Below are 15,021 nucleotides of genomic sequence, written 5' to 3'. Positions count from 1 at the left end.
TGACTATGAAAAATTATATGCAAACTACAAGAAAAAGGCAGCTTTGATTGCTGGATAACTGATTGATAGAAACCTCAATTTAATTTGTACTCAAACTTGACATAGGACCACCTCCCCTATGAGGGGAGGCTTTACGACCTGCGGTCTGGGGGCTTTCCCAAGGCTCGCCTCATAGGAGAGCTGTCAGCGCAGCTGACTGAGAGGTTGCTTTTGAAGTAGTATGTGGTAATTCAACCTCTCCGGCCCGTTGGGCCACCTCCCCTATGAGGGGAGGCTTGCGACCTGCGAACGCAGTTCGTGGGATTTCCGCAAGCGCTCCTAGCCACGAGCTACGAGCCACTAACCACTAACCCTATCCCCACAAGGCGTTGCCGGTGGCGAAGCCAAGCCAGCAGCAGACGAAGCCGCCGATGACGTTGAACGAGAAGTAGGCCAGGGCCGGGAAGACGGCGCCGGTACGGACGAAGGTGAGGAGTTCCATGTTGTACGTCGAAAAGGTCGTGAAGCCGCCCAGGATACCTGTGACGAAGAAGAGTTTGACGATGGGCGACAGGTCGCTGATTTCGGAGAAGAAGACGAAGAGGATGTCGATACAGAAGGACCCGATGAGGTTGGCCAGGATGGTGCCGTATGGGAAGAATACGCCGCCGTGGAGGTTGGCCCGTTCTGTGAGTAAATAGCGTAGGGCTGCGCCGATGCCGCCGCCGAGGGCGACGAAGAGGACTTTTTCCATGAATATGACTCCTTTTTTTATGAAATAAGCGGGCCGCCCTTTGGGACGGCCCCTACGGAAGCGGTCCGTGTGACCGCGGCGGCCTGCGGGGTTCTTTCAAAAGGCTCGCCTCATAGGAAAGCTGTCAGCGCAGCTGACTGAGAGGTTGCTTTTGCAACGCGGCCTGTGGTAATTCAACCTCTCCGGCCCGTTGGGCCACCTTCCCTATAAGGGGAGACTTTGCGACCTGCGGCCTGTGGCCTGCGAACATCAATTAATACCATAACACGATGGGAGCGGCGATGCAAGACGCGGCTGGCCCATCGGGACATTCTGTGATACAATATAGGATACCTAACGAACGATGAATGAAAGGAGGGGGATGCATGAGCTGGCAAGTAGAGAAAGCGCTGGATGATCTGATGGCCCAGGAAACGGGGGCTGTACAGTATCCTTTCGGCACGCGTCATGCCATGGCTATCTGTTATCCCAATACGTATGACGTGGCCATGAGCAATCTGGGGATGCAGATCATCTACCGCGAAGTGAACGGCCGCGAGGACTGGCTCTGCGAACGGGCTTTCCTGCCGGACAAGGACCTCATGAAGGTCTTCGAGAAGACAGGGGAACCGCTCATTTCCCTGGAGAACCGCCGGCCCCTGTCGGATTTCGAGATCCTCGGTCTGTCGGTCAGTTTTGAAATGGACTATTTCAACGTGCCGACGATCCTGGAAATGGGGCGCATCCCCGTCCTGGCCGCTGACCGCGATGATGACGATACGCTCGTCGTCATGGGCGGGCCTGTCGCCTTTTTCAACGCCGAACCGCTGTCGCCTTTTGTCGACGTCGTCCTGGTCGGCGAAGGGGAGCGCTCCATCCATACCTTCCTCGACGCCTATGGAGAAGGAAAGGCCCAGGGCCTGTCCCGTCACGACCTGCTGCGCTATCTGGCTACCCATGTCCCAGGCGTCTATGTGCCGTCCCTGTACCGCCACGAATACGATGACGACGGCCACGTCGTGCGCATCGTCCCGGAAGAGGGCATCCCGGCCAAGGTCGAACGCCAATGGCACGAGCTGACCCAGCCGGCGGAAACGGTCATTGCTACGCCGAATACGGAGTTCGGCGCCATGTATCTCATCGAGATCGCCCGGGGCTGCGGCCGTCACTGCCGCTTCTGCATGGCCGGTTACTGTTACCGCCGTCCCCGCGTCCGTCCGCTGGAATACGTCAAGTCCGCCGTCCTGCGCGGCAAGGCCCTGGGCAAGAAAATCGGCCTCATGGGCGCGGCCATTTCCGATTATCCCTATATCGACGAACTGGTCACGTTCATCCGCGACCAGGGGCTGGCCTTTTCCTGTGCGTCCCTGCGGGCCGACTCGATTACGCCGGCCATCGTCAAGGGCCTGGCCGAAAGCGGCCAGAAGACGATTACCCTGGCGCCGGAAGCGGGCAGCAAGCACATGCGGGACATCATCAACAAGGGCATCACGGAAGAGCACCTGCTCCATTCCATCGACCTGGCGACGGCAGCCGGCATCCGCCACGTGCGCATGTACATCATGGTCGGCCTGCCCATGGAAACCGATGATGATATCCAGGGCATCGTCGATATGACCCGCCGCGTCCAGCAGCACATGGCGGCCATCGGCAACCTGAGCCGCATCACCCTGAGCATCAACCCCTTCATCCCCAAGCCCTTCACGCCTTTCCAGTGGATGGCCATGACGGAAAAGAAGGTCGTCGAGAAACGGCTGAATTTCCTCAAGAAGGCCCTGAAGGACAAGCAGATCGAGCTGCTCATCGAGCCCCTGCGCTCGGCCTATATCCAGGGCGTCCTGTCCCGGGGCGACCGCCGCGTCGGCGACCTCCTGGTCAAGGCCCATGAATACGGCGGCGTCAAGGGCTGGAAACGGGCGGCCAAGGAGCTTCATTTCGATATTAAAGGATTTTTATATGACCAGTGGCCGACAGACGCCGTCATGCCCTGGGATACGATCGACACGGGCCTGGTGCCGACGTACCTGACGGACGAGCTGAAAAAAGCCGAAGACGGGGAATTCACCATCCCCTGTTTCGACGGCTGCCGACGCTGTCACATTTGTGGAGGATATCATGACTAAGTGGGTAGAACATGGTAATGGAATCTGTTGGGAAGAGAGCACCCTCCTGGCAGACGCCGGCCTGCGCCATGGCGTGACCGGCAAGAGCGGCGGCGTCAGCGAGGCACCGTTCACGTCGCTGAACCTGGGGCTCCACGTCGGCGACCAGCCCAAGGCCGTCCTGGAGAACCGGCGCCGCCTCTGTGCCCTCCTGGGCTATCCCCTGCAGAAGCTGACGACGGCCCAGCAGACCCACGAAGACCACGTCGTCGCCGTGGGACCGGCAGAGATCGGCTGCGGTGCCGGCAGTTATGCCGATGCCCTGGCCCATACGGACGCCATCATGACCAACCTTCCCGGCGTGCCGCTCATGCTCTGCATCGCCGACTGCGTGCCGGTCATCGTCTACGATCCGGTGAAGCGGGCCGTCGCCGTCATCCACGACGGCTGGCGCGGTACGGTCCAGCGCCTGGCGGCCAAGACGGTCTTTGCCATGCGCCTGGCCTACGGGTCGGACCCGAAAGACCTCCTGGCCTATGTGGGGCCTTCCATTTCCCGGGCCCATTACGAGGTCAGCGAGTCTACGGCCATGGCCTTCCGCCGTTTGGGGCCGGCTTATGGGAACTGCGCCGGCGAAAAAGATGGCGTCTGGTCCGTCGACTTGTGGCAGGCCAACCGGCTGCTCCTGGAGGAAGCGGGCCTTCGCCCGGACCACGTCGAAGTCACGACGAGCTGCGCCTTTGCCGAGGAAGGGAAGTTCTTTTCCTATCGCCGCGACGGCGGTCATACGGGCCGCATGGGGGCCTTTGCCGTCCTTTGAAAAGCAGATGGGACAAATTTTTAAATATGACTAGCTTTTATAGCCTTAACTATATATAATAAAAGAAGTGTAATGTTTTATAAATATATGAATATATATAATCACATGCACTACGGAGGGATAGGCTTGATTAAGGAAAATCTTGAGGCAGTAAATAAGAGAATTGCCGATGCAGCTGCCCGCGTCGGCAGAACTGACAAAATTACGCTTGTCGCAGTCACGAAGAATCATCCCGTAGAAATGATGGAAGAAGCCGCTAAATGCGGTGTCACCGACGTCGGTGAAAATCGGGTCCAGGAAGCACTTCAGAAGCTGGAAGCGTTCCCGGATAACCATTTGACCTGGCACTTAATCGGTCATTTGCAGACCAATAAGGCCAAGCATGCCGTCGAACACTTCGACCTCATCCACTCGATCGATTCCGAACACCTGCTCAAAGCTGTGGATAAGGAAGCCGGCAAGATCGGCAAAGTACAGGATATTCTCCTGCAGGTCAATGTGGCCCGCGAAGAAAGCAAATTCGGCATGGAAGTGGAAGACTTCCCGGCTATGTGCGAAATGGCCAAGACCATGGAACACGTCCGCGTCCTGGGCCTCATGTGCATCGCCCCGAATTACGACAACGTAGAGGATGTACGGCCTGTATTCCGCATTGCCCACGCTTTGTATGAAGACATGAAGCCGAAGTTTCCGGAAGGTCAAATCCGTTACCTGTCTATGGGCATGACCCATGATTTTGAAATAGCAATCGAAGAAGGCGCCAATGTCGTCCGCGTAGGTACGGCAATCTTTGGGCCCCGTAATTACTAAGGAGGAGTATTCACCATGGGAGTAAAGAAAGTTTGGGATAAATTAGTAGGTACTGTAGGCGGCGTCAACGAAGACGACGAATTTGAAACAGACGAATACGAGGATGAAGAAGAAATGGAAGAAGAACGCGCACCGCGCCGCACGCCGGCTGTAGCCCCGCGCCGTTCCGGCGTCAATTATGCAGCACCCCAGGAAAAACCGCTGCGCATGGTCATCGTCGAACCGGAAACCTTTGACGATTCCCAGAGCATCGCCGATTATATCCGCGACCGCAAACCCGTCGTCATCAACTTTGAATCGACGCCGGACGACATTGCCAAACGCGTCGTCGATTTCGTCAGCGGCGCTACGTATGCCCTGGACGGCAACATCCAGAAGGTCGGCAAGGAAATCTTCCTCTGCGTACCGAGCAATGTCACCGTCGACCACGGCAAGCGTGACGACTACGGCGATTTCAATACGCCGCCCCTGGCCTGGAACAGCAACAACAATAACAACAACGGCAGCAGCACGCCGCAGCACTAGTAATTGAGGGATCAGCTTGAAGAACAGAGATCGGATTATCCGATATTATCAGGGAACCGATAATGGCGAGCTCGCCGCCCGCCTTATCGACTTGGCCGACAGCACGGCCAAGGGCCGCCCTTATGCGGTCAGTGAGTTCGTATCTCCCGGTGCCGTCCAGATTGGCGAGACCATCCAGGCCCACGTGCCGTCCTTGGTCCTCAAGACCTTTGGCGGCTACGAAGGGGCAGAACGGGTCAAGCTGGCTTTTGTCAGCGCTGATTACGACGGGCCTGTCGATTTCGGCATCACCGCCTGCCGCCTGTCCTGGGATGACCGCTACCGGCTCCTGGGGCACCGCGACGTCCTGGGCTCACTTATGAGCCTCGGCGTCGGCCGCGAACGCTTCGGCGACATCATCATGCAGGATGCCGGCGCCGTCCTCTTGGCCGATACGAAACTCGTCCCGTATTTACAGCAGAATTTCACTAAAATTGCCATGGTATCCATTGCCATCGAAGAGATGCCCCTGTCGGACATTGCGCCTCGCCAGGAAAAGGTCAAGGAAATCAAGACGACCGTCGCATCGCTCCGCCTCGATGCCATTGCATCTTCGGGCTTTGGCATTTCCCGTACCAAGGCGGCCGAAGCCATCAAGGGCGACCGGGTCCAGGTCAACTGGCAGCCTGCCAAGGGACCGAGCCAGGACGTCAGTCAGGGCGATGTCATTTCGCTGCGCGGCAAGGGCCGGATGGAACTGGCCGAGATCACGGGTACGTCCAGGAAGGGCCGTATCGGCGTCTTGCTGAAGCGGTATATGTAATTCCCTTTCACACGGAGGAAATACCATGCTTACACCAATGGATATTCACAACAAAGAATTTAAACGCGGCTTCCGCGGGTACAGCGAAGAAGACGTCGACGCTTTCATGAACAACATCGCCGGCGACTACGAAAAGGTATACCGGGAATACTGCGAATTGAAGGAACGCTGCGACAGCCTGCAGGACAAACTGACGCAGTATGAAAAGATGGAAGCTACCATGAACAGTACGCTCATGCTGGCCCAGCAGACGGCGGAAAACGTCAAGGTCTCGGCCCGCAAGGAAGCCGACCTCATCCTGCAGGAAGCGGAAAGCAAGAAGAAGCAGATGCTCGACGAAACGATGATGAATCTGCAGCAGTCCCGGCAGGAATGGGAAAAGCTCAAGGCCCAGACCGGGGCATACCGCGCCAAGTGCCGTGCCATCCTGACCAGCCAGCTCAAGCTGCTCGACGACATGGCCCTCGATGGCGAAGGTGCGGCACCTGTCGTTGCGGATAAATCGGTCGCCGTCAAACCGGCAGCTCCGGCTGTCGCCGTTTCGGCCGAAGCCGCGCAGAAAGCCGTACCCGATCATGGCAGCCACGATGACAGTGATGCCAAAAAGGACGCTAAAAAAGCCCAATAATACGTATTTTATGGATATGCTCTCTTTCAGGTATGACGCACGTTAGACCCGGCAGGGAGTATATTTGTTTATAGAGGGGGACAACGATGAAACGATTCTTTCTTTTGCTGGCAGCCTGGTGCTGCCTGGGGCTCAGCGCGGCCCTGGCCTATAATCCCTATGCGCCGAACCAGTTTGACGCCGTAGACCGCAATACCTGGGAATACAAGGCCGTCTACGACCTGTCCAAGGCCGGCCTGACGGGAGTGCCGATGACGCGCTTTGCGCCGTCGTACAACCTGACGCGCTATGAAGTGACGGAAATGATCGCCGCTGCCATGAAGAACCGCAGCAAAGCCACGGCAGACCAGCAGCGGGAAATCGATAAACTGGCCCAGAGCTATGCCGATGACCTGCAGTACGTCAGCGACGCGCCGAAGGAAGCCGAACCGTCCAGTCAGGGCGTCGTCTTCGACTGGAAGGGGGACAAGGCCTGATGAAGCCGGTAAAGATGATCACCATCGACCTCGATGGGACGCTCCTGCGCAGCGACGGCAGCGTGTCGGACCGGACGGTCCGTACCTTGCAGGCAGCCCGCGATAAGGGCGTCGTCGTCGCCATCGCCACGGGACGCATGTACCAGACGGCCCGGCCTTACGGCGACCGCCTGGACCTCGGCGACAGTCCGCTGCTGCTCTTTGCCGGCGGCCTCATCGAGACGCTGGAATCGAAGAAGATCCTCTTCCAGCAGGCCATTCCGCAGCAGACGGCACAGGAACTGGTCGACCTGGCCCGGGAAAAGGGCTGGCAGATGCAGACTTATATCGACGACGTCCTGCGCACGGCCAAGGATGATAAGTGGATCCGCGGCTATGAGGAAATCACGCACAGCAAGGCCTGTATCTGCGGCGACGAATTCTACCGCGTCCAGGGCGACTGCAACAAGCTCCTCAGCCGGGGCGAACACGACGACCTGGTGGCCCGCAAGGCCCTCATCGAGGAACGTTTCCCCGGCCAGTTCAACATCCTCTTTTCCATGCCGACGTTCCTGGAAATCATGCCCAGCGGCGTCGACAAGGGCAAGGGTATCCGCCGCCTGGGCGAGCTCTACGGCATCACGGCCGATGAGATCATGGCCCTCGGCGATTCCCAGAACGACTTGGATATGCTCAAAGCCGCCGGTTTCCCCGTGGCCATGGCCAATGCCGCCGACGAAGTGAAGGCCGTCGCGTCTTATGTCACGGCGTCCAACAATGACGACGGCGTCGCCGCGGCGGTTGAGAAATTTGTATTGTAACATTGTCTATATAGGAGGTTCTTATGGACCATTTTCATTTGATCATTGTCACCGGCATGTCCGGTGCCGGTAAGAGCCATGCCGTCCAGGTATTGGAAGACATCGGCTATTTCTGCATCGACAATATTCCGCCGGTCCTGATTCCCAAGTTCGCGGAATTGTGCATCAAAGGCGGCGAACGGGTCCGCCACGTGGCCCTCATCGCCGATATCCGGGGCGGTGAATTCTTTGACGCCATGAGCCAGTGCCTGAAAGACCTCAAGGCCGAAGGCATTTCCTACGAAATCGTCTTCATCGAGGCTTCGGATCAGGCCCTGGTACGGCGCTATAAGGAAACGCGCCGCGTCCATCCCCTGGCCCCACATGGCCGCATCAGCCAGGGCATCGCCGAAGAACGCAAGCGCCTGGCCTCGCTGCGCCAGAAAGCGGATTTCATCATCGACACGTCGAATCTCAAGCCGAAGCAGCTCAAGGAGATCCTGGTCAAGCGCTATGCCATTACGGACAGCAAGAAGAGCATGACCGTCACCGTCGTGTCCTTCGGTTTCAAGCACGGCATGCCCATCGACGCGGACATCGTCGAAGATGTGCGCTTCCTGCCCAATCCTTATTATATTGAAGAATACCGCCATAAATCGGGCCGTGTACCCTGTGTGCGCGACTATGTCGAAAGCTTCCCCGTTACCCAGACGTATAAGGAAAAGTGGTTCGATATGATTGACTTTCTCCTGCCCAACTATGAACGGGAAGGCAAGAGCCAGCTGGTCATCGCCGTCGGCTGTACGGGCGGGATGCACCGCAGTGTCTGTATGGCCGAAGCCATGTATAAACATCTCAGGGATAACGGTGTCGACGTATCCATCGAACACCGGGATATCCAGAAGAACGACGTCGAAGAAGATGCGCCGGGGTACGAAGGCGAAGCGTAGGAGGTGCTGTCATGCGTTTTATGAAATGGCTGCATCCGGGCTTGCACATCAAGCGATGGCTCTTTCTCTTCGGCCTGGGCATGATGTGCTCCAGCTTCGGCATTATCCTGACCTTTAACTACCAATGGCTGGGGTCGCTGGAAGAATGGGCTTTCCGCCTGCTCTATGAAGTGACGGGCCATTATAACTATACCATCCTGGCCAGTATGGGCATCCTGGTCATCCTCCTGGGGTTGGTCGTCATGGCCTGGGCAACGCGGCGCCTGATCCGCACCATGATCGGCGTCGTCATGCCCGGCGAATCGGATAACCTCAGCGACCTGATCTTTTCCAACCTCCAGCTGTCCAAAGGGCCGAAGGTCGTCGTCATCGGCGGCGGCACGGGCCTGTCGGTCATGCTGCGCGGCCTCAAGGCCAAGACCTATAACCTGACGGCTGTCGTCACCGTCGCCGACGATGGCGGTTCGACAGGCCGCATCCGCCAGGACCTGGATATCATCGCCCCAGGGGACCTGCGCAACTGCCTGGTCGCCCTGGCCGATAAGGAAGGGCTCATGGAAAAGCTCTTCGCCCACCGCTTCGGCGGGTCCGGCAACCTGACGGGCCACAGCTTCGGCAACTTGTTCATTGCCGCCCTCATCGAAGTCCTGGGCGACGTCGAAGAAGCCATGGACGCGACCAGCAAGGTCCTGCGCGTCCGCGGCAAGGTCATCCCATCGTCGGCGGAAAAGCTTCGCCTCAATGCCGAAATGACCGACGGCCGCATCGTCGAAGGGGAATCGCAGATTCCCCATGCCCACGGCAAGATCAAACGCGTCTTTACGACGCCGGAACACCCCAGGGCCATCCAGTCGGCCGTCGACGCCATCAGGGAAGCCGACGCCATCGTCCTCGGGCCGGGCAGCCTCTATACGAGCATCATGCCCAATCTCTGTGTACCCGATATCGTCCAGGCCGTCCGCACCAGCAAGGCGCCGAAGATCTATATCTGCAACGTCATGACCCAGCCCGGGGAAACGGATGATTACACCGTATCCGATCACATCCGGGCCATCAACCGCCAGGCCGGCGGCAAGGTCATCGACTTCGTCATCGCCAACAACGGCGATGTCGATCCGGCCGTCCTCCAGCGCTATGTCGCTCACGGGTCCCATCCGGTCATGATCGACAAGAAGGAAGTCAGCCAGACCGGGGCGACGCTCGTCCTGTCGGATTTGATCAACAAGGAAAACAGTGCCACTCACGATACGAAGAAGCTGGCCAACGTCCTCTTTGACCTGATCAACGCCTTGCGGACCGATTTGTCGCCGGAGCTCTTGCATTACTATTTGAAGCGTTACACATTCAACCATCGTTAGGAGGCGGCGCCCTTTGTCATTTGCAGAAGAAGTGAAGAATGAAATCGCCCACTGCAAGCCCGAAAATGCCGCCTGCCGTTTTGCCGAACTGGCAGCGCTGCTCTGCATGGGCGGCTCCCTCATCCTCGGCTCGCGCGGGACTATCGGCATCGAATTCAGCACGTCCAATAATGCCGTCGCCCGCAAGGCCCTAAAGATGTGGATGGAATCGTTCCCGGTCCGGCCCGAAGTCCGGGTCCGCCAGGGCCTGCGCCTGCGCAAGAAGAATTACTATATCCTGCGCGTATCGCCGTCGCCGGAAAGCACGGCCATCCTGAAGGATTTGTCCCTGTTTCCGACAGATACGGAATTTTCGGCCATCGACCTCAAGAAGACCGACTGCCAGCGGGCTTTCCTGCGGGGAGCCTTCATGGGCGGCGGGTCCGTCAATCAGCCCAAGGGCGATTATCACCTGGAACTGGTGACGGGCAATGCGGCCTTTGCCGAAAAATTGTTGAAAATCATGCGCCGTTTCCGCCTGCCGGCCAAGACGACGGACCGCAAGGGCGATTATTTGGTCTACATCAAAGAAGGCAATGGCGTGTCCCAATTCCTGCAATACATCGGCGCAGCCCAGGCGTATCTCAAGTTTGAGAGCGTCCGCGTCGTCAAGGGGATGCGCAACAATGTCAACCGCGTCGTCAACTGTGAAACGGCCAATCTCCAGAAGACCGTAGACGCCGCCGTGCGCCAGCGCCGGGCCATTACCTGCATCCAGGAGTCGGGCCTGTACCAGCGCATGTCGCCGAAGCTGCGGGAAGCGGCGGAACTGCGCATGGCCAATCCTGAAGCTTCCATGAGTGAACTGGCGGCCCAGTCGGGATTGACGAAATCGGGCTTGTCCCACCGTTTTAAAAAAATCGCTGATATAGCGAAACAGATAGAAGGTCAACGAGAAGATGAAATTTAAGAAACTATGTACCTATATAGCCGGCCTGCTGACGGCCTGTCTGCCCCTGGCCGGCGCCCTGGCAGCGGATCTGCCCGCTGTCGACGACCCGGACGTCATGGACCGCGTCGTCGCCCAGCGTATGCTTCCTATTTCCATGACAGCTCCTGTCGATACGGGGACGCTGCTCCTCTCTGATAGCCCGGAATACGCCGATGGTGACGGGATCCTCTATGGGGATACGGTCAGCGGCGACGTGCGCCTCTATTTCTATCATGTCAACCAGCACCAGTATAACCGGAAAATCGTAGCCATGCTCTACAATCCGCACCCGTATCCGCTGGAAGCGGTCCTCCAGGGTTATCAGTATACGCGGCCCAGTACGGACTACTACCAGGTCGGCAAGGAACTGTCGACCATGTATTATGAAGGCAACATGACGGTTAATAAGATCACCGTCCCGGCCCATGACTATGCCATCGTCGGTCAGCGCCTCAATGAAACTGTCGTCCGGCCGGACCAGCTCTTTTCGGGCATCGTCAACGTCAGCCTGCCGGAACCCATGATCCTGTCGTCCATGATCCTGCCGCCCCAGGAAGACCCGATTGCCTTCATCCGCAAGCAGCAGTACTTGGCCAGTGACTCCGTCCAGCTGCGCGGCACTTTCCACGGCAAGGACCGTTACCTGAGCACGCTCATTCCCTATTCGACGGACAGCGGCATCGGCTATATCCTCCTGGCTGACGGCGTCTGGGACCGTTTCCTCCAGGGCCGTGACGTCATGGACAACCGGGCCTCGGAAGATACGGGCAACTACGGCGTCGACTACACCATCCACCTGCGCACGACGGGGACCGGGAACATCCACTTGTATTTCAATCCCCAGGGTGGCGAATATGCCGGCGTGACGGAACTCATCTACAGCGATCCCCAGCGTGGCGAAGACAAGAAAATCGTCGAACTGCCGCGCCATCGCCACTCCATGGGCTACAATGACCCGTATGCCATGGAATACGTCGATACCTTCCCGGCCGGGACGGACATGACCATCCACATCATGCCGCCGGGAGCCGCCAACCTGCCGGTACGCTTCCTCGTCGTCCCGGACAATAAACTCCAGCCTATCCGCGAAGCCGTCCAGAGCGAACGGACTGCGAAAGAACGCCAGGCCGCAGCCGCTGCCGAAGCAGCCAAACGCAAAGCCGCCTATAAAGACAAGACCATCCAGCCCGAAACGGAACTCCAGTCCGACAACCAGGGCGAGTTCACCTCCTTGAAAGACCGCCTGGCCAAACTCCAGAAGAAGTAGTAGGGGCCGTCCCAAAGGGCGGCCCGCTTGTGGGAATCTCGTGATTTTATTGTAGGGGCTCGCACGTGGCGAGCCCGTCTGGAATATGTGGGATTTTCCAGCCCGGGGAGCGCATCGCCGAATACCCGGCGGGTCGCCCACGTGGCGCCCCCTGCAGTGCAAAAAAAGCTGCCGCAAACGCGGCAGCTTTTTTTTACTGCTTCGGTTCTTCGCCGAACCATTTCTTGTAGATTTTAGCGTACGTTCCGTCTGCCTTGATTTCCTTCAAAGCTTCGTTGACTTGTTTGTTCAGTTCCGGTTTATCCTTGCTGATGCCCATGGCTACGCCGCGGGACGTGATGGGTTCGCCGACGATCTTGAGCTTATCTTTACCGCCCTGCTGGAGGTAATACTGGGCGACGGCTTTATCGATGGAAACGGCATCACACGTACCGGCTTCCAGTTCCATCCAGCCCTGGGTATTGGTGTCGAATTCCTTGACGTTGGCCCCGTGTTCTCTGGCGTAATCGGCTGCCTTGGAACCGACCTGGGCGCCGACGGTCTTGCCGGCGATGGAGTCATAGCCGGTGATGTCCGTATTGCCCGTCGGGACGACGATGGTGTAGCCGCCCTGGTAATAGACGTCCGTGAAGTCGATCTGTTTCTTCCGTTCATCTGTCGCATCCATGCCGGCGGCGATGAGGTCGATCTGGCCGCTCTTCAGGGCCGGGATGAGGGCGTCGAAGCCGAGGTTCTTGACTTCCATCTTGTAGCCCAGCTTATCGCAGACGGCCTGGGCCAGGTCGATGTCGAAGCCGACGTCTTTTTCATTTTCCGTGAATTCAAAAGGCGGGAACGTCGGTTCCGTGCCGACGATGAGGGTCTTGTCGCCTTTGGCTGCGCCATCTTTTTTATCGGCTGTGCCGTTGGAGCCGCAGCCGGCGAGAAGGGTCAGGGCTGCCAGCGAGGCAGCGACGAGGGTCGTAACTTTTTTCTTCATCATAATGAGTTCCTCCAATTAGGGAATAGTAAGGATTTCGCTGAGATCCTTCATGATTGCCACATGGGGCAGGCGGGCGAATTCCTGGCTCGTCGTCGTTCCCGTCGTCACGGCGGCAAAGGCGACGCCGGCATTTTTGGCGGCTCTGGCGTCGATGGTATTGTCACCGATGTAGAGGACGTCCTTTTTATCCAGGCCGAAGTGGCGGCAGACGGCGTTGATTCCGTCCGGTGCCGGTTTGGCTTTGGCGACGTCTTCCACGCCGACGACGAGGTCGATGAGGCTTTCCATCTGGTATTTCCGAAGGGTTTCGCCGATACGCGACCGGGTCTTGGTCGATGCGATGCAGCACAGGGCGCCGGCGTCTTTCAAAGCATGGAGCGTCGGCAGGGTCTGCGGATAGAGATGGGTGTTGGCCGTCATGTACTTGTCGGAGAAGCGGACCTTGTATTCCAAAATCAGGGCGTTGACCCGGTCCGGGTCCGTTTCCCCGGTCAGGAGGGCCATGGCGTCGTACATGGTCATGCCAATCGTGCGGCGGATAGCTTCTTCAGGGATACCGTCATAGCCTTCGGCCTCGAAGAGGAGCTGGAAGCACATGACGATACCCTTTTCCGAATTGGCCAGGGTGTAGTCGAAATCGAATACGTAGGCTTTATACATCGATTATGCCTTCGGATCGACGCCGAACCATTTCTTGTACAGTTTGGCATAAGTCCCGTCGGCTTTGAGGTCGGCCAGGGCTTTGTTGACCTTTTCCAGGAGTTCCGGTTTGTCCTTGGAAACAGCCATAGCGATACCGGCATCAGCTTTCTTGGCGTCGCCGACAATCTTCAGGTCTTTATCGCCGCCTTCTTTCATGTAGTAGAGGGCGACCGACGTGTTGATGACGACGGCATCACACGTGCCGCTCTGCAGTTCCATCCAGCCCTGGCTGTTGGCGTCATACTGCTTGACCGTAGCGCCGGCTTCCGTAGCCAGGTCTACGCCCTTCGTGCCGACCTGGGAACCGACCGTGCGGCCTTTGAGGTCATCGAAGCCGTTGATGTTGGTGTTATCCTTGCGGACGACGACGGAATAACCATCCTGGAAATACGGTTCCGTAAAGGAAACCTGTTTCTGCCGTTCCGGCGTAGCGTCCATGCCGGAAGCAATCATGTCAATCTGACCGCTGCGCAGGGCCGGGATGAGTGCGTCGAACCCGAGGCTCTTGACTTCAACTTTCGTGCCCATTTTTTCGCCGATGGCATTGGCCAAATCAATGTCGAAACCGATGTATTTGTCGTTTTCCGTAAATTCGAACGGCGGGAACGTCGGTTCCATGCCGACGACGAGGGTCTTCTGATCTCCCGAAGCGCCGTCCTTTTTGTCTGCCGAAGAACCACAGCCGGCGACCAGTGTCACAGCCGCCATGGCAGCGGCTGCCAGAGCTAAACATTTCTTGTTCATGTGTAACAACTCCTGTTCATTGCCTAATAAGGAAATATAAAATACAACTACTCGACATAATTATACTATATATAGCGCGAAAAATATAGCATAAAGTGCATAGGGGCTCTCTAACCTCTCAGACCGCCTTTGGCGGCCAGCTCCCCTATGAAGGGAGCCTTGGGCGGCCAAAGGCAAGGATTTGAAAAAAATCCTTGACAATTCCTTTACACAGTAGTATACTGAATGAGCTGTCAGGGCAAGGCCCTGACGCAACAGGAGTTTCATCCTGTCGTGGTCTGTACCATGCAGACCGGGGTGATTGAACTTTGAAAAAAGTTCAAAAACATCCTTGACAAGCTCTTCTGAGTTTGTTAAAATAAACAAGTCGTCGCCACCCGGTGATGACAACGAT

17 protein-coding genes are annotated in these 15,021 nt (G+C 57.5%); 12 read left to right on the top strand and 5 right to left on the bottom strand.

Going from position 1 to position 15,021, the window contains the following annotated elements; all coding sequences use genetic code 11:
- Nucleotides 1-352: 352 nt before the first annotated feature.
- Entirely contained in the window at nt 353-733 is a 381-nt protein-coding gene (gene crcB / locus ACFCTO_RS11900) for a fluoride efflux transporter CrcB (protein WP_499876949.1), read from the bottom strand.
- 365 nt (nt 734-1,098) lie between these two features.
- Between crcB and ACFCTO_RS11895 the strand changes: the two genes are divergently transcribed.
- The 12 genes from ACFCTO_RS11895 to ACFCTO_RS11840 all read left to right on the top strand — a co-directional run bounded on the left by ACFCTO_RS11895 (nt 1,099) and on the right by ACFCTO_RS11840 (nt 12,199).
- Nucleotides 1,099-2,835, top strand: coding sequence for a radical SAM protein (locus ACFCTO_RS11895; protein WP_499876948.1), 1,737 nt, complete (start codon nt 1,099-1,101; stop codon nt 2,833-2,835).
- Nucleotides 2,828-3,634 carry a peptidoglycan editing factor PgeF gene (gene pgeF, locus ACFCTO_RS11890; protein ID WP_292300294.1) on the top strand — a complete coding sequence of 269 codons (807 nt, stop codon included), beginning with the start codon at nt 2,828-2,830 and terminating at the stop codon, nt 3,632-3,634. Before ACFCTO_RS11895 ends, pgeF begins: the two co-directional genes overlap by 8 nt.
- A 126-nt stretch (nt 3,635-3,760) precedes the next feature.
- Complete coding sequence (locus tag ACFCTO_RS11885) at nt 3,761-4,444, top strand: YggS family pyridoxal phosphate-dependent enzyme (protein ID WP_292105600.1); 684 nt, start codon at nt 3,761-3,763, stop codon at nt 4,442-4,444.
- A gap of 15 nt (nt 4,445-4,459) precedes the next feature.
- On the top strand, nt 4,460-4,969 hold the full coding sequence (locus tag ACFCTO_RS11880; protein ID WP_020309982.1) for a cell division protein SepF: 510 nt from the start codon (nt 4,460-4,462) through the stop codon (nt 4,967-4,969).
- A gap of 16 nt (nt 4,970-4,985) precedes the next feature.
- A complete protein-coding gene (locus ACFCTO_RS11875) occupies nt 4,986-5,771 on the top strand; it encodes a YlmH family RNA-binding protein (RefSeq protein ID WP_020309983.1) in 786 nt (261 codons plus the stop codon).
- Nucleotides 5,772-5,796: 25 nt separating this feature from the next.
- Nucleotides 5,797-6,399 (top strand): DivIVA domain-containing protein, encoded by a 603-nt coding sequence (locus ACFCTO_RS11870; RefSeq protein WP_499876947.1) that lies wholly within the window; start codon nt 5,797-5,799, stop codon nt 6,397-6,399.
- Between the two features lie 86 nt (nt 6,400-6,485).
- Nucleotides 6,486-6,875 (top strand): hypothetical protein, encoded by a 390-nt coding sequence (locus ACFCTO_RS11865; RefSeq protein WP_020309985.1) that lies wholly within the window; start codon nt 6,486-6,488, stop codon nt 6,873-6,875.
- Nucleotides 6,875-7,675, top strand: a complete 801-nt coding sequence (locus ACFCTO_RS11860) for a Cof-type HAD-IIB family hydrolase (RefSeq protein ID WP_292105609.1) — start codon at nt 6,875-6,877, stop codon at nt 7,673-7,675. The genes ACFCTO_RS11865 and ACFCTO_RS11860 overlap by 1 nt, the downstream gene beginning before the upstream one ends.
- Nucleotides 7,676-7,698: 23 nt before the next feature.
- On the top strand, nt 7,699-8,604 hold the full coding sequence (rapZ, locus tag ACFCTO_RS11855) for an RNase adapter RapZ (RefSeq protein WP_292301398.1): 906 nt from the start codon (nt 7,699-7,701) through the stop codon (nt 8,602-8,604).
- An 11-nt stretch (nt 8,605-8,615) separates the two neighbouring features.
- Nucleotides 8,616-9,962, top strand: coding sequence for a gluconeogenesis morphogenetic factor MgfK (gene mgfK, locus ACFCTO_RS11850; protein WP_292261490.1), 1,347 nt, complete (start codon nt 8,616-8,618; stop codon nt 9,960-9,962).
- Nucleotides 9,963-9,975: 13 nt separating this feature from the next.
- Nucleotides 9,976-10,911 carry a DNA-binding protein WhiA gene (gene whiA, locus ACFCTO_RS11845; protein WP_292105613.1) on the top strand — a complete coding sequence of 312 codons (936 nt, stop codon included), beginning with the start codon at nt 9,976-9,978 and terminating at the stop codon, nt 10,909-10,911.
- Nucleotides 10,901-12,199 (top strand): hypothetical protein, encoded by a 1,299-nt coding sequence (locus tag ACFCTO_RS11840; protein ID WP_292301400.1) that lies wholly within the window; start codon nt 10,901-10,903, stop codon nt 12,197-12,199. The genes whiA and ACFCTO_RS11840 overlap by 11 nt, the downstream gene beginning before the upstream one ends.
- A 193-nt stretch (nt 12,200-12,392) precedes the next feature.
- On the opposite strand, the gene ACFCTO_RS11835 is transcribed toward ACFCTO_RS11840, so the two are convergent.
- From ACFCTO_RS11835 to ACFCTO_RS11820, 4 genes are all read right to left on the bottom strand, one after another.
- The gene (locus ACFCTO_RS11835; protein WP_499876950.1) at nt 12,393-13,178 is read right to left on the bottom strand and encodes a basic amino acid ABC transporter substrate-binding protein; all 786 of its coding nucleotides are present in this window, start codon (nt 13,176-13,178) and stop codon (nt 12,393-12,395) included.
- An 18-nt stretch (nt 13,179-13,196) separates the two neighbouring features.
- The gene (locus ACFCTO_RS11830; protein ID WP_302485010.1) at nt 13,197-13,841 is read right to left on the bottom strand and encodes an HAD family hydrolase; all 645 of its coding nucleotides are present in this window, start codon (nt 13,839-13,841) and stop codon (nt 13,197-13,199) included.
- Between the two features lie 3 nt (nt 13,842-13,844).
- Nucleotides 13,845-14,627, bottom strand: a complete 783-nt coding sequence (locus ACFCTO_RS11825) for a basic amino acid ABC transporter substrate-binding protein (RefSeq protein ID WP_020309993.1) — start codon at nt 14,625-14,627, stop codon at nt 13,845-13,847.
- A 60-nt stretch (nt 14,628-14,687) separates the two neighbouring features.
- Nucleotides 14,688-15,021: hypothetical protein (locus tag ACFCTO_RS11820; protein WP_499876946.1), on the bottom strand; the 334-nt coding region annotated here is incomplete at its 5' end.

The sequence above is a fragment of the Megasphaera indica genome, from assembly GCF_046614755.1.
GTDB classification, from domain to species: Bacteria; Bacillota; Negativicutes; order Veillonellales; family Megasphaeraceae; genus Megasphaera; species Megasphaera intestinihominis.
Note: the sequence above shows the minus strand (reverse complement) of the source record. Positions and strands in the feature narration are given on the sequence as shown.